Source organism: Rhodococcus sp. NPDC056960 (assembly GCF_042674125.1).
Taxonomy (GTDB): domain Bacteria; phylum Actinomycetota; class Actinomycetes; order Mycobacteriales; family Mycobacteriaceae; genus Rhodococcus_F.
This window is the reverse complement of the sequence record NZ_JBHURF010000003.1, coordinates 142,833-160,986: the sequence shown is the minus strand read 5'-3', so window position 1 is coordinate 160,986 and position 18,154 is coordinate 142,833. Positions and strand designations below refer to the sequence as shown.

Genomic DNA, 18,154 nt, shown 5'->3' with positions numbered 1-18,154 from the left:
TCAGTTAAGGATCACCATGTTCTCCGACAACACCATTCGGCCACTCGACGGAGTGCGGGTTCTCGAACTCGGCAACTACATCGCCGCCCCGACGGCGGGCCGGATGCTCGCCGACTTCGGCGCCGAGGTCATCAAGGTGGAACGCCCGAAGACCGGCGACGAACTGCGCAACTGGCGGCTCTACTCCGGCGACACGTCGATGCTGTACCGGACGATCAACCGGAACAAGAAGTCGATCGTGCTGGACCTGCGGACGGAGGAGGGCCGGCAACTGGTCCTGGACCTCGCCGCCGAATGCGACATCCTGCTGGAGAACTTCCGGCCCGGCACCCTGGAGAAGTGGGGCATCGGACCGGACGCGCTCAACGCGGCCAATCCGGACCTGGTGATCACCCGCATTTCCGCGTTCGGGCAGACCGGGCCGATGTCGCAGCGACCGGGGTTCGCCGCGGTCGCCGAGGCCGCCGGCGGTTTCCGTGAACTTGTCGGCGACCCGGACCGGCCCCCGGTGCGGGTGGGGGTGTCGATCGGCGATTCGATCGCCGGCCTGTACGCGGCGTTCGGGGCGGTGATGGCCCTGTTCCAGCGGGAGGCCTCGAAGGTCGCCGGAACGCAGGGTCCGTCGCTGCCGCATCGGATCATCGACGTCGCGCTCAACGAATCGATCCTGTCGATGATGGAGTCGCTGATCCCCGACTACCTCGCGTACGGCGTCAAACGCGAACGCGTCGGCGGCCGGATGGAGGGCATCGCCCCGTCGAACGCGTACATCTGCAGCGACGGCAACAGCATCATCATCGCCGGCAACGGTGACGCCATCTTCCAGCGCTACATGGAGACCATCGGCCGTCCCGACCTCGGCGCCGACCCGGACCTGTCCACCAATGCGGGACGGTGGGCGCGCCGCGACGAACTCGATCAGGCGATCGGCGAGTGGACGATTCAGTATTCGCGCGACGAGGCGCTGAAGATCCTCGACACCGCCGGGGTGCCGTCCGGTCCGATCAACACGGCCGCCGACATCTGCAGCGACGAGCAGTACGCGGCCCGCAACATGATTCAGCAGTTCACCGTCGACACCGGTGAGGCCGAACCGAAGCAGGTCGGCTTCCCCGGCATCGTCCCGGTGATCGGCGGTCAGTCGCTGCCCATCCGCAACGTCGGACCGGACCTCGGTGAGCACACCCGGGAGGTCCTCGAGACAGTGCTCGGCAAGACCCCGGAACAGATCGATTTTATCGTCGACAACACAGTAGGTGGCACCTCATGACGCAGACCTTCGAATCACGCACCCTGCTCCGCGACGTCACGTTGCGCGACGGACTGCAGCTGACGGGCAAGATGCTGCCCACCGCCCGGAAGCTCGAGATCGCCCGCAGGCTCCTCGAACTCGGTGTGCCCGCTCTCGAGGTCGGGTCGATGGCCCGCCCGGACCTGGTCCCGCCGATGGCGAACACCGTCGAGGTGATCTCGGAGCTGACACCGGAGGAACTCGATCGCTGCTGGGTGTGGGTGGCGACGCCCCGGCACGTGGAGAAGGCCGCCGCCGCCGGCGCCCGGCATTTCCAGTACTGCTTCTCCGCGTCCGATTCGCACAACCAGGCGAACATCGGCCGTTCCACCGAGGACAGTCTCGCCGCGATGCCCGCGGCGATCGAACTCGCGCGGGACGTCGGCGGCAGCATCCAGCTGTGCATCGCGACGTCGTTCACCTGCCCGTTCGAGGGCCGGGTCCCGGAACAGCGGGTCATCGACATCGCCAACGATCCGCGCGCTCACGGCGCCGTCGACGTCGTCGTCTGCGACACCCTCGGCCAGGCCGTCCCCGCCGAGGTGTACTCGCTCGTCTCCCGGGTCCGGCTGGAAACCCCGCAGCGCGGCATCGTCTACCACGGGCACGACACCTGGGGACTGGGAGTCGCGAACAGCCTTGCCGCGGTCGCGGCAGGCGCGATGACCGTCGACGGCGCCCTCGGCGGACTCGGCGGGTGCCCGTTCGCGCCCGGTGCCAGCGGCAACACCGCCAGCGAGGACCTCTTGTTCGCCACCCGCCCCGACTGGCTGACCCCCACCGTGTTCGGGTCGCTCGTCGAACTGTCCGAGAAGACGCTCGCCGAACTCGGCGAGGCCAACCGGTCCAAGGCCGCCCAGGGCGCACGCTCGAACGCCGCCGCGTTCGAGTGGGTCATCGGCGGTGGCCGATGAGCGACGCCCGGTTCTACGTCACCACCCCGATCCCCGAACCCGGTCTCACACTGCTGCGGGCGGCGGGCAGCGTCCACGTCCCCGACGAGTTGCCCGACGCCGCGCAGCTCCGGGACGCGTGCGTGTCCGGGGACTATGACGTGGTCGTCTCCCAGCTGCGCGACACCTTCGACGCCGACCTCCTGGCCGCCGCGAAGATCCGCGGCATCTCCAACTACGCGGTCGGATTCAACAACGTCGACGTCGACGCGGCCACCGCCCAGTCGATCCTGGTCGGCAACACCCCCGGCGTGCTCACCGACGCCACCGCCGACGTCGCGATGCTGCTGGTCCTCGCCACCGGCCGCCGGGCGGTGGAGGCCGACGCGTTCGTCCGGTCCGGACAGTTCACCGGCTGGGAGCCGAACCTGCTCCTCGGCCAGGACATCTCGGGACGTACCCTCGGGCTCGCCGGTTTCGGGCGGATCGCGCGTGCCACCGCGAGACGGGCGCTCGCGTTCGGAATGCAGGTGCAGTTCTGCCCCCGCCCTCCCGGCGACCGGCCGGTGCCGGACGACGAACTCGGCGAGTTCGCCGGACGCGTCACCCACACCGACTGGGACACTCTCGTCACCACCAGTGACTATCTGTCCCTGCACGTTCCGCTGAACGAGCAGACCCGGCACCTGGTGGACGCGGACGTGATGCGGGCGATGAAGCCGACCGCGATCCTCGTCAACACGGCACGCGGTCCCGTCGTCGACGAAGCCGCCCTCGTCGACGCCCTGAAATCCGGGGAGATCGCCGGCGCCGGACTGGACGTCTACGAGGACGAGCCCGCGCTCGCGCCCGGGCTCGCGGAACTGCCCAACACCGTCCTGCTCCCCCACGTCGGCAGCGCCACCGTCGCCGTGCGGTCCGAGATGTCGCGACTGTGCGCCGAGAACGCTGTGGCCATGGCGCAGAACCGGATCCCACCGCATCCGGTCAACCCGGAGGCGTGGAGGTCATGACGGGTAGCGGCCGCCGAGCGTCCGGGTGACCTGTTCGGCGCTGCCGACGAGCAGATCCACCCACTTCTCGCACTGCTCGCGCGGCATGCGGAGGGTCGGGCCGCTGATCGCCAACGCGCCGAGCACATCGGCGGACGAATCGAACACCGGCGCCGCCAATCCCGACGCGCTGTCCTCGCGCTCCCCCGCGGTGATGGCGTACCCGTCGGCCTTGGCCTGGTGGATCAGCTCACGCAGCACGTCGGTGTCGGTGACGGTGCCTTCCGTCATCGGCTCGATCGGGCCGGCGAGCACCTGTTCGGTGAGGTCGGGGTTCCAGGCGAGCAGCACCCGGCCCGCCGAGCCGGCGGGCAGGGGGACGATCTTCCCGACGTACATGTTCCGCCGCAGGGCGTGCTCGGTCTCCGCGATCGCCACGCACACGCGGTAGCCCTGCTCGACCCGGAAGAAGCTGGCGGTCTCGCCGGTGGCGTCCCTGATCTCCTTCAGCACCGGGCTGACGACCGCCAGCACGTCGAGTCCCTTCGTCGCCGTCGCAGCCCAGAACGCCATCTTCACGCCGATCCGGATCTGGTCGCCGGAGCGGTCGAGGAACTCCTGCGCCACCAGGTTGCTGACCAGCCGCTGGACCGTCGACGTCGGCAGACCCGTGGCCTGGTGGATCTCACCGAGGGTCATCGACGGCCGCGCCAGGCTGAAGGCGTCGAGGATCTCCGTGATCTTGCTCAGCACCAGCAACGGTTGGTGCTTGGAAGTCAATTCGCCGTCGTCCGCTCGCATACCCCCGACGATAGTCGCCCCCACCAGCACGTGAGTGCCAACGGGCGGTGGAACACACATCGGCACTCACCTGGGGTGAAATTACCGTCGCCACAGGAGCCGGGATGTGGTAGTTATTGAAGATGCTCGAATTCGACTCGACGAAAGGCGCATGAGCGCCCACCGAGATCTCTCTCCGACACGACGGTTCGGGGAATTCACCCGCGCGTTCGACGCGCTTCACACCGCACCTCCGCGGTGCCGCAATCCATCTCCGCCATTTACGATGCCCGACAACGACTTCGAGAAAGGAGATTCCCATGAAATTGGCTGAGGCCCTGGCCGAGCGCGGCGATCTGACGCGCCGGGTGGAGCACCTGAAGTCGCGCATCCTCACGAATGCGCGGCATCAGGAAGGCGAGTCGCCGGCGGAGGACGCGGCGTCGCTACTCCTCGAACTCGAGGAGGTCCTGGACCGCATGGAGGTCCTCATCCGGAGGATCAATCGGACGAATACCGCTGCACCCCTGGGCGATGCGAGCATCACCGACGCGCTGGCCCGCCGGGACATGCTGCGGGTCCGGCACCGGGTCGTCTCCGCCGCCGCGGATGCCGCGTCGGGCCGCGAGCAGGACCGCTACGGCCGCCAGCTCCGCTCCGAACTCGTCTTCGTCGCGGCGTTGCCCGTCCGGGATCTGCGACGGCGGGCCGACGAGCTCGCCCGGCAGATCCGGGAGATCGATTTACAAGTGCAGAAGGAGAATTGGGACGTCGAATTGCTCGACTGACGTCCGCTGGGTAGTCGGTACCCGTTCCGGAGGCGAGCACGCACCGCGGTCGGCGGTAATCCGGCCACTTCTCCTGCGCGGAGGGCAGCGCACCCCGGGCACACACCCGGTTCACAGTGCAGCCCCGCACACCGCACAGGTGACGGTGCACGGCGCACAGCTCATCACCGGGTGCTGATCCGGAACGGCGAGGGCGGGTAAGGGGCCTACCCAGACAGGTGAGTGGCAAAGCGTGCAGGAGCACACTTTGCCACTCACCTGGGGTGTCAGCCGACGACGAGATCCAACTCGTCGTCGGACACTCCGACCGCGACACTGCCACCCTCGACGAGGACGTCGTCGAGCAGCAGATCGGCGATCCGATCGTCGACGGCCCGCTGGATCGACCGGCGCAGCGGGCGCGCCCCGAACTCGGGCTGGTGCCCGTGCTCGGCGATCCAGTCGACCGCGGCGTCGCTGAACGAGATCTCGATGCCCTTGGACTGCAGTCGCTTCCGGCTGTCGTCCAGCAGCAGGTCGGTGATCCGGTGCAGCTGATCGGTGTCGAGCTTGCGGAAGATCACGATCTCGTCGATGCGGTTCAGGAACTCCGGACGCATCGACTCGCGCAGCCGGCCCATCACCCGGTCCCGCAGCGGCTTCTCCGAAGCCTCCGCGTCACCGGTGCTGAAGCCGAGCGCACCCGACTTGCTGGAGATGATGTCGGATCCCAGGTTGCTGGTCATGATCAGGACCGTGTTCTTGAAGTCCACCGTCCGGCCCTGGCCGTCGGTGAGCCGGCCGTCGTCGAGCACCTGCAGCAGCGTGTTGAACACGTCGGGGTGCGCCTTCTCGATCTCGTCGAGGAGGATCACCGAATACGGGTTACGGCGGACCTGCTCGGTGAGCTGTCCCGCCTCCCCGTATCCGACGTAGCCGGGAGGGGCACCGACGAGCCGGCTGACGGTGTGCCGTTCCCCGAACTCGCTCATGTCGAGCCGCAGCATCTTGTTCTCGTCACCGAACAGCGTGGCGGCCAGCGCCTTCGCCAGCTCGGTCTTCCCGACGCCGGTCGGTCCGAGGAACAGGAAGCTGCCCACGGGACGGTCCGGATCGTTCATGCCGGTGCGGCTGCGGCGCACCGCCCGGGCGATGGCCCGCACGGCGTCGTCCTGACCGACGACGCGACGGTGCAGTTCGTCCTCGAGTCGGCGGAGTCGTTCCTTCTCCTCCTCGGTCATCCGGCTGGCCGGGATGCCGGTGGCCCGCGACACGACCTCGGCGATGTGCTCGGCGGTCACCTCGGGTGCGGAATCGGACGCGTCCGCCTTGCCGTCGATCCGGGTCTGGACGCCCACGATCTGGTCGCGCAGCGACGACGCCTTCTCGTATTCCTCGTCCGCGACGGCCCGCTCCTTGGACTCCTCGAGTTCCGCGAGTGTCGCCCGCAGTGCCTCGACGTCGACGCTCGGCATCCGCAGCCGCAACCGGGCGCCGGCCTGATCGATCAGGTCGATCGCCTTGTCCGGCAGGAAGCGGTCGCCGATGTAGCGGGCCGACAGTTCGACGGCAGCGGAGATCGCCTCGTCGGTGTAGCGGACACCGTGGTGCTCCTCGTACCGGTCACGCAGACCGGACAGGATCGCCACCGCATCCGGGACACTCGGCTCCGCGACGGTCACCGGCTGGAAGCGGCGTTCGAGCGCCGGATCCTTCTCGATGTGCTTGCGGTATTCGTCGAGCGTGGTGGCGCCCACGATGTGCAGCTCACCGCGGGCGAGTTTCGGCTTGAGGATGTTGCCCGCGTCCATGGCGCCGTCCGCTCCCGCTCCGGCACCGGCGATGGAGTGCACCTCGTCGATGAAGACGATCAGCTCGTCCTTGTGCGCGGAGATCTCGTCGATCGCGTTGTTCAGGCGTTCCTCGAAGTCGCCGCGGTACCGGGTGCCCGACACCATGCTCGGCAGGTCGAGCTGGACGATCCGCTTGCCCATCAGGCGGTCGGGAACGTCGCCGTCGACGATGCGCTGGGCGAGGCCCTCGACGATCGCCGTCTTGCCGACGCCGGCCTCACCGACGAGGACGGGGTTGTTCTTGGTGCGGCGCGACAGTATCTCGATGGTCTGCTCGATCTCGCCGGCACGCCCGATCACCGGATCGACTCCGCCGCCGCGTGCGCGTTCGGTGAGGTCGAAGCCGTATTTGTCGAGCGTGGGGGTGTCGGAGTCCGCGGACTCCTCGACCGTTCCGCCCTGCACGGCGGTCTGCAGACGCTCGGGGGTGATGCCCTCCGAGGCGAGCAGGCGTCCGCCGGCATGATCCTGATCGGCGGCCAGCGCCAGGAACAGATGCTCCGGGTCGATGTAGGTGGAACCGAGGGCGCGTGCCAGTTGGTGTGCCTCGAGCAGCGCGGTCTTGAGCGCACCGCTCAGCGCGGGTGCCGCGAACCCGGACGTGTCCCGGCTCTGCGGGAGACGCAATTCGACGGCGTCGGAGACGGCCGACGGGTCGGCGCCTGCGCGTTGCATCAGGGTTTTGACGGGGTCGTGTTCTGCCATGACACGCAGGACGTGGAGTGCATCGAGGTCCGAATCGCCGCGACCCGCGGCGAAACGTGCAGCAGCCGCCATGAGCTCCTGGGTGGAGCGACTCATGAGCCGACTGATGTCGATGCGACCTGGGCCCTCCGGCCCGAAGAATGCTGGCATTCCTCAGCCTCCTACTAGTTGAGCGTTATTGACTCAACTAACGTGCCAACCCTCCGATCAATTCCCGTCGCCCTCAGATGTGAGTGCGGTCACAGGAGGCGCGAGTCGACTGTCGAAGGCATCGATGAGGAGTCCGAGACCGAAGTCGAACTCCTGCTCGTGGTCGCAGACGGCGAGGTGCGACGCCGCGGCACGCACGCTCGGCAGTTCGACCTCCTCGAGTGCTTGCTGTCGCTCCGTAGCCCTACCCGGATCGCCCAGCGCGAGAGTGAACGCCGCTTCCGCCTCGCGCAGCAGCGTGCCCGTGATGAACGCGAGCACGGTACGAAGGCAGTGCACGGCAACCTCGGGCGATGCCCCTGCCCGCAGAAACGCGGCGAGCGCCACCTCCAACGGGTTGAGCGTGATGAGTGATTCCACCGGACGCGTCAGCACGAGCCTCGCCGCGCGCGGGTGCTCGGCGAGAGCAGCGCTGCGGAACGCACGGGCCATGGCGGTGACGTCTTTGCGCAGATCTCCGCTCGCATCCGGAATCACCATGCGGGACAGAACCAACTCGGCCAGGCCGTCGAGCAGCGCATCCTTGTTCTCGACGTGGTTGTAGAGACTCTTGGGATCGACCCCGAGCACCCGCGCCACCGTGCGCATGCTGACCGCCTCGACGCCCTGGTCGTCGACGACCGCCATCGCGGCCTCGAGGATCGCCTGCCGAGACAGGGTCGATTGACCGGCCGGCGGCCGGCCGCGGCGAGTCTCCGGTCGTATCGCTGGGCTCATGAACTCCATCCTCGCATCCCTTGACTTTTAAATCCACGTCGTGGGTAAATGGATGAAACCCACAGCATGGGTTTTTGGAGCGAGAGGAACCATCATGGTGTTGCAATGGAGTACCGACGACCTCGTCGACCTGACCGGTGTCGGAGATGCTGTCGAGGTGCTCGATCGCACGATCGAGGGCGGACCCGGAGCCCGGCTACGCGACCTACGGACGCGCGGCGCGGACTTCCGCCGCGAGTTCGCCGGCACGGGAGTGCCGCGGCGCGTCGACACCTGCGACCTGGTCACCCTGCCCTACCCGACGCGATTCGGACTGTTCCGGGCATCGCGGGCGATCGCACCGTTCCTTTCCATCACCAACCGGATGCTGGTGATCCGGTGGAACGAAAGCGACGGCCGCCCGCGGGTGCTGCTCTTCGAACCGAGCGACGTGGGACTCGGCCGCAATACGCCGTACTTCGCCGAACTCACCCGGCGCACGCCGGCGCCCATCGCCAAGCGAATGGTGATCGAGCACGGCACGGTGCTCGACCACCTCGCACGACTGCGGATCACGCCGGACGAGGTCGACTACATCGTCTTCGATCATCTGCACACCCAGGATCTGCGACGCTGGGTGGGGACGACGACGTACCAGCCCGATCTCGGCGAGCAGCCGGCCCCGACCTTCCCGAACGCGAAGGTGATCGTGCAGCGGGACGAGCTGTCCGCAATGTCGGACCTGCACCCCCTGCAGACTCCCTGGTACCAGGCCGAGACCTACCGCGACGTGCCCCCGGAGGCGTTCCTGCCGATCGACGGCTCGGTGGTGCTGGGCCCCGGGGTCGCGATGATCAAGACACCCGGGCACGTCTTCGGGAACCAGAGCCTGGCGCTCAACACCTCGACCGGGATCTGGGTGAGCAGTGAAAACGTCATTGCGGCCGAGTGCCTCACGCCCGAGCACTCCGCGCTGCCGGGTCTGGCCCGGTGGTCGTCCTCGTGGCAGCAGGAAGTCGTGCTGAACGCCAACACGATCGAGACCACGGCCGACCAGTACAACTCCATCGTCCTGGAGAAGTCGATCGTCGACCGCAGCCAGACCGATTCCCGCTTCCTGCAGTTCTTCCCGTCCAGCGAGCTGACCCCGATGTGGACCAACCCCGGCACCAAGCCCACCTTCAGCCACCACGCCATCACCCATCAGTCCTGAGCGCCACACCCCGAGGAGGCCGCGATGTCGCGCCACACCATCCCCACCGAAGACGTCCTTCGTGCACGGGAGAAGCTCGTGCTCGACCACTTTCACGACGAAGTCCGCCAGGACTGGGACGACGTACTCGACACCTTCCCGCACCCGCATTACGAACTCATCGCGAGCATGACCGTCCACGACGGCGACGGCCCCGTACGCGGGTACTACAGCGACACCCGGGTCGCATTCCCCGACCAGGACCACGAGATCATCGCCCTGCGCCACAGCGCGGATGCGGTGATCGTCGAATTCTGGCTCATGGGAACTCATCTCGGCCCGCTCGGCAAGATCCCGCCGACCGGCGGCCGGCATCGCACCCGGATGACCGCCTACTTCGTCTTCGACGAGAACGAGAACCTCGTCACCGAACGAATCTACTTCGACCAACTCACGATCCTCTCGCAATTGCTCGGCAGCCTCGACAAGAAGAATCCGCGCGACCTGCTCACGCTCGGCCGCGCCGTCGTCGGGTTGCTGGCCATGGCGGGCGACGAACCCGACCCACGCCTGCTCGACACCACCGCCCCCGACCTGTCCCACTGACCCTCGTCCGACAAGGAGATTCATCATGCGCGCACTCATCGGCGGCCTCGGACCGGACTGGGTTGCCAAGGACGACACCGAAATACCTGCCATGAAACTCGGCGCCCTGCGCGTACGGGTCATGGCCGCGGCCCTCAACCGTGCCGACCTCTACATGCTCGAGGGCACCTACAGCCCGAACCTGAAGACCGGCGACGTCTACCCGGCCGGCATGGAGTTCGCCGGTGTCGTCGAGACCTCGAGCCCACTGGCGCCGCACTTCCCGGTCGGCACCCGGGTCATGGGCGTGACCATGGGCGCGTTCGCCGACTACGCGCTGTGCGACCCACGCATGGTCCTGCCGATGCCCGACGGCCTGTCCTTCGAGGAAGCCGCCACCCTGCCCGTGGCGTTGGCCACCGAGAACGATGCGCTCGCCCAAGCCGGATTCACCTCCGGCGACAGCGTCCTGATCGTCGGTGGCACGACGTCCATCGGACTGGTCGCGATCGCGCTGGCCAAAGCACTCGGCGCGGCTACCGTCGTCGCGACCACCACCAGCGCGGACAAGCGGCCGGCCATGATCGAGGCCGGCGCCGACGTCACGGTCGACACCTCCACCGAGGACCTGGCCACCGCCGTACTCGCGGCGACAGACGGCCGCGGTGCCGACGTCACCCTCGACCACATCGGCGGTGACCTCTTCTCCCACCTACCCGCCGCTACCCGGGTCGGCGGTGCCATCGTCAACATCGGCCGCCTCGCCGGACCCGGAACCAGCCTCGACCTCGACCAATTGGCGTTCCGGCGACAGCGGCTGATCGGCACCACGTTCAGCGTGCGCACCCCCGACGAACTCGGCGACGTCTGCGGAGCACTGCACGCGGCCGTCCTCCCCGCACTCGCCGACGGCAAGATCCGCCCCCGCATCGACAAGATCTTCCCGTTCGACCGGGCGATCGACGCCGCCGACCGACTGCGCTCCAACGAGGCGCTCGGCAAGATCCTGCTCTCCTTCGCAGACGGACCCGCCGACGAGCCCGCCCACCGGGCACCGATCGCCAACTTCTTCGGCAGCATCACCCAGCTCGGATACGTCGTCCGCGACATCGACGCCTCCATCGACGGTTTCGTCAAGTGCGGCATCGGGCCCTGGTTCCTGCTGCGCAACGTGCAACCCGAGAACTTCACGTACAACGGCAAGCCCTCCGGGATGGCGATGGACGTCGCGGTCGCCAACAGCGGCACCATGCAGATCGAGATCATCACCCCCGTCAACGACGAACCGTCGATGTACCGGGACTTCCTCGACGCCGGCCACGAAGGCCTGCAGCATTTCGCCTACTGGTCCACCGACTACCAGGACCTGTACGACCGGGCGCTCGCCGCCGGATTCACAGTCGGCCAGGAAGGACAACTCGGCGGCCCCACCGGGCGGTTCGCCTACCTGAAGACCGAGCACCACCCCGGCACCTGCATCGAGATCTCGGACCTCGGCGGCGCCAAGGCGCAGCTCTTCGACTACGTCGAGCTCGCCGCGAGGAACTGGGACGGCACCCACCCGGTGCAGGTCATCGACCCCGCAATGCTCGCGGCCCGCTGATGCGGATTCACCACCTCAACTGCGGCACCATGAGACCGCCCGCAACGCCGGACGGCCTGGTGTGTCATGTGCTGCTTCTGGAAACCGACGCCGGGCTCGTGCTGGTCGACTCCGGCCTCGGTCTGCGCGATCTTCACGACCGGGCGAAGCGGTTCGGCCCCGCACGGTTCTACGTCCGGCCCGCCTACGATCCCGACGAGACCGCCATCCGCCAGATCCTGCGCCTCGGATTCGAACCCGAGGACGTGCGGCATGTGGTGCTCACCCACTTCGACGCCGATCACGTCGGTGGCCTGGCCGACTTCCCCTGGGCACGTATTCATTTGACCGCCGCCGAAGCGTTCGCCGCGCTGCACCCCCGCGGCCTGACGGAGCAGCAGCGGTACCTACCCGGCGAGCGAGACCACAACCCCCTACTCGTCGAGCACACCCCGTCCGAGTCGGAAACGTGGCGCGGTTTCCCCGGCGCCAGGGAACTCGCCGAGATCGCCCCCGGCATCGTCCTGATCAACCTGCCCGGACACAGCCGCGGCCACGCAGCGGTCGCCGTCGACACGGGCGACAGGTGGATCCTCCACGTCGGCGACTCCTTCTACCACCACGGGCAGATCGACGGCACCACCACAGCACCCAGGGCGCTGCTCGCGATGGAACGCGTCATCGCCCACGACTGGGCCACCGTGCAAGCCAACCATCAACGACTCACCGAACTGTGGACCGCGGCCGAACCGGACCTGGTGCTCGTCAACTCCCACGACCCGTTCTTGCTGCGCGAAGCCCAGCGACGCAACCGAGAGGAACACTCCTGATGAAACTGGTACTGATCGGTGCCACCGGTGGCACCGGACTCCATATCATCGACCAGGCGATCGACCGCGGTCACCACGCCGTGGCCTACTGCCGCTGATCAGCACCGCCATGCGCGACGCCGGCGCAAGCCGGCTGGTTCTGCTGTCGGCTTACTGTGTCGGCGCCGGGTGAAGACCGACGCGATCGACCTCGACGCCCTCACCGAACTGCTGCTGGCAGGACAGGGCATCCCGGTGATCAGTCGCAGCGCCGTGTGCGCCGAGCTCAGTGCCTGGTCCGCCCACCGGTCCCGCCGCGTCCTGACGCACACCGCCACGATGATCCAGCTGACCACCCAACTCGACCGCGCATTCCCCGGAGTCGGCACCGTCATCTCGGACCTGTTCGGCACCGGGATCGGCCCTCTGGTCATCGCCGAATTCACCGATCCGACGCATCTGACAAAACTCGGGACCAAAGGGTTGATCGCTTTCGCCGCCGACCACGGATTGCGGCTCGAACACCCACGCGCGGAGCGTCTGGTCGCAGCCGCCGCCGATGCCTTACCGACTCCCCATGCAGCGCTGGCGCGACAGGTGATCGCCAGGGATCGGATCCTGTTGACCGACTTGGAAACACAGATTACCGGAGCGACAGCACGAATCGCGGAACTGATCCCGGCCAGCCCATTCGCGACGCTGATGTCGGTGCCCGGATGGGGACCGGCACGTATCGGTAATTATGCAGGGGCTCTGGGTGATCCGGAACGATGGGCGGGCCCGGCCCAGATCCACCGAGCCTCTACCCGAGATCCGATGGGTCATCTGTTCGACCGATGTAATCGTCAAGTCTCCACCTCATTCAGCAGGACAGTTCATTACGCCTTATCCGCAGTCAGTTCGGAGCAGCGGCGTGGCGGCCCGGAGCCGCGGTCAGGGCTGACCGTCCTCGCCGTGCTTTGATGCGCTTGGAGAACGCCCGCAACGGTCCCGGGGCGCGGGAGGCAACCCACGCCGCGTCGACCAGCATGCCGCGGGTCTGCGCACGACCGGACTTGGTGATGTGACCGTGACTGGCGGGCTGATTTCCGGACTGCCGGATCTTCGGATGCAGACCGAGGTAGGCCACCAATTTCTCGGCCGAGGCGAACCGCACGAAATCACCGACAGCGGCAACCACCGACAGGCCGACCACCGCATCGACTCCGGGGACGGTCATCAAGCGGCGCACCACCGGATCGGCGAGCGCCTCGATCACCAACTCGCGGTCTGCGGTGGTGAGTTCGTCGCCGAGAGTTCCAGCTGCCGTAACAGCGCTCCGATACGCGCTTGTTCCACGCTGGGATTCAGTCGAGGAAGCGCACTGTCTCAGCCAGCGGTGCGCGGTCGATGATCAGACCCGAGTCGGCCGCATCAGTATCGGCGTAGCCGATGGCCATGCCGCAGAACAACATCAACCCATCGGACGGCTGAACGGTCTCGTCGACGGTCTCGTGGTACACCGACCATGCCTCCTGAGCGCAGGATGCCAACCCCTCGGCACGCAGCAGCAGCATGATCGTCTGCAGGTACATCCCGAGGTCGGCCCACTGCGCCGAGCCCATGTCGCGGTCGACGTAGCAGAACAGCCCCACGGGTGCTCCGAAGAACTCCCAATTGCGGGAGAACCGGTTTCGGCGCGCCCCGCGGTCTTCGCGCGCAATCCCGAGTGCCGCATAGAGTTGCTCACCGGCCGCGAAGCGCCGTTCGCGATACGGCGACTTCAGGCCCTCGGGATAGATCGGGTACTGCGGGACGTCGCCGGCATCGCCGGCGGCGAGGCGCGCAGCCACCTTCTCGACGAGCCGATCCCGCGAGGCGCCCGAGACGACGTAGGTGTGCCACGGCTGCACGTTGCCGCCGGAAGGTGCACGGGTCGCGGCGTCGAGGACGCGTTCGAGGACGGCGCGGTCCACTGGTCGATGGGTGAACTGGCGAACAGAGCGCCGTGACCGCACCGCGTCGTACACGTTCACGAGGACGCTCCTTCGATGTGGGGACGATTGGCCTGCAGAAACTTCGCGACCTCGCGTTGCAGTTCCGGGGTGCGGACGCCGACGTTGTTGATGGTGTAGCGGGTCGCGACGTCACCGGAGCGGTCGTAGAGCGCCTTCGCCGCCTCGGCGGGGGCGCCCTCGACCGCGAAGAGCCCGAGAATCTCGTCGTCGATGAGAGTGCCCATGGTGGCCCACTTGTTGTCGTCCGACGTCTTCGACAGCCGGTTGAGTTCGTCGCCGAGATCGCCCAGGCCGTGCAGATCGAGGACCGGCCGGTAAGCGGGTGTCGAACCGTAGAACGCGATCTGCCGTCGTACCGCTGTCTTCGAAGTAGCCAGTTCCTCGTCCGTGTGCCCGGTGACGAGGAATCCGGACGCGATGATCTCGGGGTCGCCCTCCGGCGCCCCCGGTGCACGACGCCCGCGCGCCAGGGCGGGGAGCGTCACCTCGCGCACATAGCGGTCGGTGGTGAAGGGATGCAACAGGATTCCGTCGGCGACGCGGCCCGCGGTCTCGGTCATCTTCTCGCCGACGGCGGCGAGAAGCACTTCCGGCGCCGGCTGTTCGGTCGGCGGCGTGAACATGGGGGTCATCAGAGTGTGCGTGTAGAAGTCGCCACGGAAGTCCAGCTTCTCACCGGTGGCCCACGACTCCCAGATGGCTCGCATCGCGGAGACGAACTCGGCCATCCGCGGGGCGGGTGCGCTCCACGGCATCGAGAACCGCTTCTCGATGTGCGGCTTGATCTGGCTGCCGAGGCCGAGCGACAGCCGGCCGCCGCTGTAGTCCTGCAGGGCGCGGCCCTGCACCGCGAGGGTCATCGGCGTCCGGGCGAAGGCCACGACGATGTTGGTCAGCAGGTCGACGCGCGTAGTCACCCCTGCCGCAATCGTCAGATGCAGGATGGGATCCGAGACGACCTCACTGAACGAGACGCCGTCGAATCCGCTCGCCTCGGCCTCTCGTGCCATGTCCGCGACGTCGGCGAGCGCACCCGTCGGCGAAGACAGCGGTAGAACTACTTTCATGCGCACTCCTGCGGGTCACGACCTCCCGGCCGTCTCGATAGTCGGAGTATAGCGATCGCTAAGTAGAATTCAAGGGCACCGTTTCGGGCGGAGCGCCTACCACGGCACGATCTGCATCGGCAGTTCGTCCTCGTCGAACACGCGGCCCATGCGTTTGCGGACGCCGAGGACGAGGCACCGGTCGAGGATGCTGACCGCGGGCAGCTTCTGCTCGACGACGGCCTCGAGGCCCTCGACGTCGGACAGCTCGCGGAGCCATACGGAGACGAGCAGGTTGGCGGGCCCGGCCACCGACAACACCGTCCGGACTGCGGGCAGCCCGCTGAGGTTGGCGCCGACCCGGACCATCTGGGCGGCGGGCACGCGCAGGAAGTACCACGCGCAGACCGGATATCCCGAGGCCCAGCGCGGCATGTCCGTGCGGAGTTCCAGCGCTCCGGAAGCGAGTGTCGCGCCGAGACGTTCGCGCGCACGCCGGGTGGACGTACCCAGCGCCTCCGCGACCGTCCGCGTGGTCGAGCGACCGTCGTGGGACAGGATGGAGACGATGTCGCGCTCGGCGACGGGCGGACGAGCGAACATCGCGGAGAGCCGGGCGGCGTCGCGGTGCCGGGCCGCGTCGATCGCGTTCGCCTCCTCGGCGTCGAGGGCACGCAGACGCCACTGGGAGGCCCCGGAGATCGCGGTGACGATCGGGTGCGTGCGGACGGTGCGGACGTCGGGGATGCCCGGAATCCGGGACACGACATACCGGTTGAACGCGGTCGGGTTCTGACAGCCGACGGTGAGGATCAGGTCGCGCCCGCCCGAGGCGACGTCGATGGACATGCACTCACTGTCCTGGGACATCTCGGCGATCACGGCGTCGATCGACCCCGCGACGCACTCGACCTCGACGATCGCGCCGCGAGCCGTCTCGAACATCGGCGGCTGCGCCGTCACCCAGGCCATCCCTCGCTCGGTCAGTCCGGACCATCGCCGCGCGAGGGTGACCGGGTCGGCGTCGAGGATCGGGCCGAGTTGCGACCACGGGGCCCGCGGCCACACCTGCAGAGCGTGAATAAGCCGAAGTTCGTCCTCTGTGGGCGTCTTTTCCTGCATAACAGTGGCTCCTCAGGTACAGAATCTGCGCATTTACAGCGCAGAAACTCACTCACCCAACACTCGGACGCATCGATTCGGTCGTTTCGCTCATATTGTCATGTCGCCCCTTCCGGCGACCCGCCACCTTGGAGGTCATACATGGGAGCACTCCGATCCCCCATTCCCACCGGGTCCGGTCCCGACCGGCGCCTCGGCGCCGCGGCCGGTTTCGTCGGATTCCTCTTCGCCATGGAACTGTCCAGCGGTTTCCTTCAGGCCTGGTTCAACCCGGTACTCTCCGCGATCGGCGAGAAGTACTCCGTCGGCCCCGCCGACCTGAACTGGGTGCAGACGAGTTACCTGCTCGCGACCGCGGTCCTGGTGCCGGTGCTCGCCAAGATGGGCGACCGGTACGGGCACAAGAGGATGCTCGTCGTCGCGACGGCGATGGTCACGGTCGGCAGCGTCGTGTCGGCGCTGGCCCCCACGTTCGGCGTCTTCATCCTGGGCCGGGCGATCACCGGCGCACTCGCGGCGTTTCTCCCGCTCGAATTCGCGATCGTGCGTGAACGCGCCGGGGAGCAGTCGGGGAAGGCGATCGGATTGCTCGTCGGCGGGCTCACCCTCGGCGCGAGCGTTGGCGTCGTCCTGTCCGGGATCCTCGCGTCGTTCCTGACTCTGACTGTGCTACTTCTCGTTCCGGCGGCGCTCATGGCGCTCGCGCTGGTAGTGGTGATCTTCTTCGTGCCGGAGACGACGGCCCGGACCACCGGACGCCTCGACTGGGCCGGCGCGATCCTCCTCGGTGCGGGTTTGGCGTTCGCGTTGTTCGCGATCAGCACGGGCAACCGGTTCGGGTGGTCGTCGGGGCCGGTGCTGGGCGGGCTCCTGCTCGGCGCTGCGCTGCTCGCCCTCTGGGTGGTGGTCGAGCGGCGGGTGGCCTCGCCGCTGGTCGATTTCGCGATGCTCTCCGGCCGCGCGGGTGTCGGCCTGCCGATCCTGCTCGCGGCCCTGTTCGGCGCCCAGCTGTTCGGCAGCCAGACCCCGATCGCCCTCTTCGTCGGCACCGACCCGGCGGCGGCCGGATTCGGGCTCGGCCTGACGTCTTCGATGATCGGGCTGGTCCTCGTGTTCGCGTCGATCGCGGCCTTCGCAGGCACGTTCGTCGGACCGCGGCTCGGCGCGCGGGTCGGCGACGTCACGGCCGTCATCGTCGGCGCCCTCACCGCGGCACTGGGTTACGCCCTGCTGACCGTGCTGCACTCGGACACCGTCAGCGTGCTCGCGTGGCTCGTGGTGTCGGGCCTCGGCAACGGCATCATCATCGCCGCCCTGCCCAACGTGGTGGTGGCGCGGGCGCCGCGGGACTCGGTCGGCATCGCGTCGGGCCTCTACAACAGTGCCCGCACGGTGGCCGGCGCCATCGCCGGGGCCAGCTTCTCCGCCGTGATGTCCGGATTCACGGCGACGCTCGACGGCGGGTCGGTGATCACGAGTGAGGCGGGATACCAAGCGGTGTGGGTGATCTGCGGGATCCTCTCGCTCGCCGTCGCCGGCCTCGCGGTGGTGACCCGCGGCCCGGCCGCCGACCGTGAGACACCCACCGTCCCGGCTGTGGCCGCCGAAGCCTAGTTCACAACCCCTGGAGAAAA

General features: G+C 67.8%; 17 protein-coding genes. 10 read left to right on the top strand and 7 right to left on the bottom strand.

Annotation, left to right across the window (positions count from 1 at the left end):
* Positions 1-16 precede the first annotated feature (16 nt).
* The 3 genes from ACFTWF_RS05960 to ACFTWF_RS05950 are packed head-to-tail and all read left to right on the top strand — an operon-like array spanning position 17 to position 3,197.
* Positions 17-1,270, top strand: a complete 1,254-nt coding sequence (locus ACFTWF_RS05960) for a CaiB/BaiF CoA transferase family protein (protein WP_378460348.1) — start codon at positions 17-19, stop codon at positions 1,268-1,270.
* Positions 1,267-2,205: a hydroxymethylglutaryl-CoA lyase gene (locus tag ACFTWF_RS05955; RefSeq protein WP_378460347.1), complete on the top strand. Its 939-nt coding sequence runs from the start codon at positions 1,267-1,269 to the stop codon at positions 2,203-2,205. Before ACFTWF_RS05960 ends, ACFTWF_RS05955 begins: the two co-directional genes overlap by 4 nt.
* The gene (locus tag ACFTWF_RS05950) at positions 2,202-3,197 is read left to right on the top strand and encodes a 2-hydroxyacid dehydrogenase (protein ID WP_378460346.1); all 996 of its coding nucleotides are present in this window, start codon (positions 2,202-2,204) and stop codon (positions 3,195-3,197) included. The genes ACFTWF_RS05955 and ACFTWF_RS05950 overlap by 4 nt, the downstream gene beginning before the upstream one ends.
* Here the strand turns inward: ACFTWF_RS05950 and ACFTWF_RS05945 are convergent.
* The gene (locus ACFTWF_RS05945) at positions 3,192-3,977 is read right to left on the bottom strand and encodes an IclR family transcriptional regulator (protein ID WP_185725553.1); all 786 of its coding nucleotides are present in this window, start codon (positions 3,975-3,977) and stop codon (positions 3,192-3,194) included. The genes ACFTWF_RS05950 and ACFTWF_RS05945 overlap by 6 nt on opposite strands.
* Before the next feature lie 299 nt (positions 3,978-4,276).
* On the opposite strand from ACFTWF_RS05945, the gene ACFTWF_RS05940 reads away from it, so the two are divergent.
* Positions 4,277-4,744 (top strand): DIP1984 family protein, encoded by a 468-nt coding sequence (locus ACFTWF_RS05940; RefSeq protein ID WP_378460345.1) that lies wholly within the window; start codon positions 4,277-4,279, stop codon positions 4,742-4,744.
* Positions 4,745-5,010: 266 nt separating this feature from the next.
* On the opposite strand, the gene ACFTWF_RS05935 is transcribed toward ACFTWF_RS05940, so the two are convergent.
* Together ACFTWF_RS05935 and ACFTWF_RS05930 are read right to left on the bottom strand one after the other, a co-directional pair.
* A complete protein-coding gene (locus ACFTWF_RS05935) occupies positions 5,011-7,431 on the bottom strand; it encodes an ATP-dependent Clp protease ATP-binding subunit (RefSeq protein WP_378460344.1) in 2,421 nt (806 codons plus the stop codon).
* 57 nt (positions 7,432-7,488) lie between these two features.
* Entirely contained in the window at positions 7,489-8,208 is a 720-nt protein-coding gene (locus tag ACFTWF_RS05930) for a TetR/AcrR family transcriptional regulator C-terminal domain-containing protein (RefSeq protein WP_378460343.1), read from the bottom strand.
* Between the two features lie 94 nt (positions 8,209-8,302).
* Here ACFTWF_RS05930 and ACFTWF_RS05925 point away from each other — a divergent pair, with 94 nt between their 5' ends.
* The 5 genes from ACFTWF_RS05925 (at position 8,303) to ACFTWF_RS05905 (ending at position 13,318) form a co-directional block, all read left to right on the top strand.
* Positions 8,303-9,400: a hypothetical protein gene (locus ACFTWF_RS05925; RefSeq protein WP_378460342.1), complete on the top strand. Its 1,098-nt coding sequence runs from the start codon at positions 8,303-8,305 to the stop codon at positions 9,398-9,400.
* Positions 9,401-9,424: 24 nt separating this feature from the next.
* On the top strand, positions 9,425-9,985 hold the full coding sequence (locus tag ACFTWF_RS05920; RefSeq protein WP_378460341.1) for an ester cyclase: 561 nt from the start codon (positions 9,425-9,427) through the stop codon (positions 9,983-9,985).
* A 25-nt stretch (positions 9,986-10,010) separates the two neighbouring features.
* Complete coding sequence (locus ACFTWF_RS05915) at positions 10,011-11,567, top strand: zinc-binding dehydrogenase (RefSeq protein WP_378460340.1); 1,557 nt, start codon at positions 10,011-10,013, stop codon at positions 11,565-11,567.
* On the top strand, positions 11,567-12,376 hold the full coding sequence (locus tag ACFTWF_RS05910) for an MBL fold metallo-hydrolase (RefSeq protein WP_378460339.1): 810 nt from the start codon (positions 11,567-11,569) through the stop codon (positions 12,374-12,376). The genes ACFTWF_RS05915 and ACFTWF_RS05910 overlap by 1 nt, the downstream gene beginning before the upstream one ends.
* A gap of 168 nt (positions 12,377-12,544) precedes the next feature.
* A complete protein-coding gene (locus tag ACFTWF_RS05905; protein WP_378460338.1) occupies positions 12,545-13,318 on the top strand; it encodes a hypothetical protein in 774 nt (257 codons plus the stop codon).
* Here ACFTWF_RS05905 and ACFTWF_RS05900 read toward each other — a convergent pair.
* From ACFTWF_RS05900 to ACFTWF_RS05885, 4 genes are all read right to left on the bottom strand, one after another.
* Positions 13,251-13,613, bottom strand: coding sequence for a transposase (locus ACFTWF_RS05900; RefSeq protein WP_378460337.1), 363 nt, complete (start codon positions 13,611-13,613; stop codon positions 13,251-13,253). The two genes, ACFTWF_RS05905 and ACFTWF_RS05900, sit on opposite strands and share 68 nt — an antisense overlap.
* An 88-nt stretch (positions 13,614-13,701) precedes the next feature.
* Positions 13,702-14,370 (bottom strand): nitroreductase, encoded by a 669-nt coding sequence (locus ACFTWF_RS05895; protein WP_378460336.1) that lies wholly within the window; start codon positions 14,368-14,370, stop codon positions 13,702-13,704.
* Positions 14,367-15,419: a TIGR03617 family F420-dependent LLM class oxidoreductase gene (locus ACFTWF_RS05890; RefSeq protein ID WP_378460335.1), complete on the bottom strand. Its 1,053-nt coding sequence runs from the start codon at positions 15,417-15,419 to the stop codon at positions 14,367-14,369. The genes ACFTWF_RS05895 and ACFTWF_RS05890 overlap by 4 nt, the downstream gene beginning before the upstream one ends.
* Before the next feature lie 96 nt (positions 15,420-15,515).
* Positions 15,516-16,520, bottom strand: coding sequence for an Lrp/AsnC family transcriptional regulator (locus tag ACFTWF_RS05885; RefSeq protein ID WP_378460334.1), 1,005 nt, complete (start codon positions 16,518-16,520; stop codon positions 15,516-15,518).
* A 141-nt stretch (positions 16,521-16,661) separates the two neighbouring features.
* On the opposite strand from ACFTWF_RS05885, the gene ACFTWF_RS05880 reads away from it, so the two are divergent.
* Positions 16,662-18,134, top strand: coding sequence for an MFS transporter (locus ACFTWF_RS05880; RefSeq protein ID WP_378460333.1), 1,473 nt, complete (start codon positions 16,662-16,664; stop codon positions 18,132-18,134).
* Positions 18,135-18,154 lie beyond the last annotated feature (20 nt).

Bases quoted from the DNA above. Each gene is read 5' to 3' on its own strand.
- ACFTWF_RS05940 (WP_378460345.1), top strand. From the start codon at position 4,277: ATGAAATTGGCTGAGGCCCTGGCCGAGCGCGGCGATCTGACGCGCCGG.
- ACFTWF_RS05885 (WP_378460334.1), bottom strand. From the start codon at position 16,520: ATGCAGGAAAAGACGCCCACAGAGGACGAACTTCGGCTTATTCACGCT.
- ACFTWF_RS05935 (WP_378460344.1), bottom strand. From the start codon at position 7,431: ATGCCAGCATTCTTCGGGCCGGAGGGCCCAGGTCGCATCGACATCAGT.
- ACFTWF_RS05920 (WP_378460341.1), top strand. From the start codon at position 9,425: ATGTCGCGCCACACCATCCCCACCGAAGACGTCCTTCGTGCACGGGAG.
- ACFTWF_RS05945 (WP_185725553.1), bottom strand. From the start codon at position 3,977: ATGCGAGCGGACGACGGCGAATTGACTTCCAAGCACCAACCGTTGCTG.
- ACFTWF_RS05910 (WP_378460339.1), top strand. From the start codon at position 11,567: ATGCGGATTCACCACCTCAACTGCGGCACCATGAGACCGCCCGCAACG.
- ACFTWF_RS05915 (WP_378460340.1), top strand. From the start codon at position 10,011: ATGCGCGCACTCATCGGCGGCCTCGGACCGGACTGGGTTGCCAAGGAC.
- ACFTWF_RS05955 (WP_378460347.1), top strand. From the start codon at position 1,267: ATGACGCAGACCTTCGAATCACGCACCCTGCTCCGCGACGTCACGTTG.
- ACFTWF_RS05930 (WP_378460343.1), bottom strand. From the start codon at position 8,208: ATGAGCCCAGCGATACGACCGGAGACTCGCCGCGGCCGGCCGCCGGCC.
- ACFTWF_RS05925 (WP_378460342.1), top strand. From the start codon at position 8,303: ATGGTGTTGCAATGGAGTACCGACGACCTCGTCGACCTGACCGGTGTC.
- ACFTWF_RS05950 (WP_378460346.1), top strand. From the start codon at position 2,202: ATGAGCGACGCCCGGTTCTACGTCACCACCCCGATCCCCGAACCCGGT.
- ACFTWF_RS05880 (WP_378460333.1), top strand. From the start codon at position 16,662: ATGGGAGCACTCCGATCCCCCATTCCCACCGGGTCCGGTCCCGACCGG.
- ACFTWF_RS05960 (WP_378460348.1), top strand. From the start codon at position 17: ATGTTCTCCGACAACACCATTCGGCCACTCGACGGAGTGCGGGTTCTC.
- ACFTWF_RS05890 (WP_378460335.1), bottom strand. From the start codon at position 15,419: ATGAAAGTAGTTCTACCGCTGTCTTCGCCGACGGGTGCGCTCGCCGAC.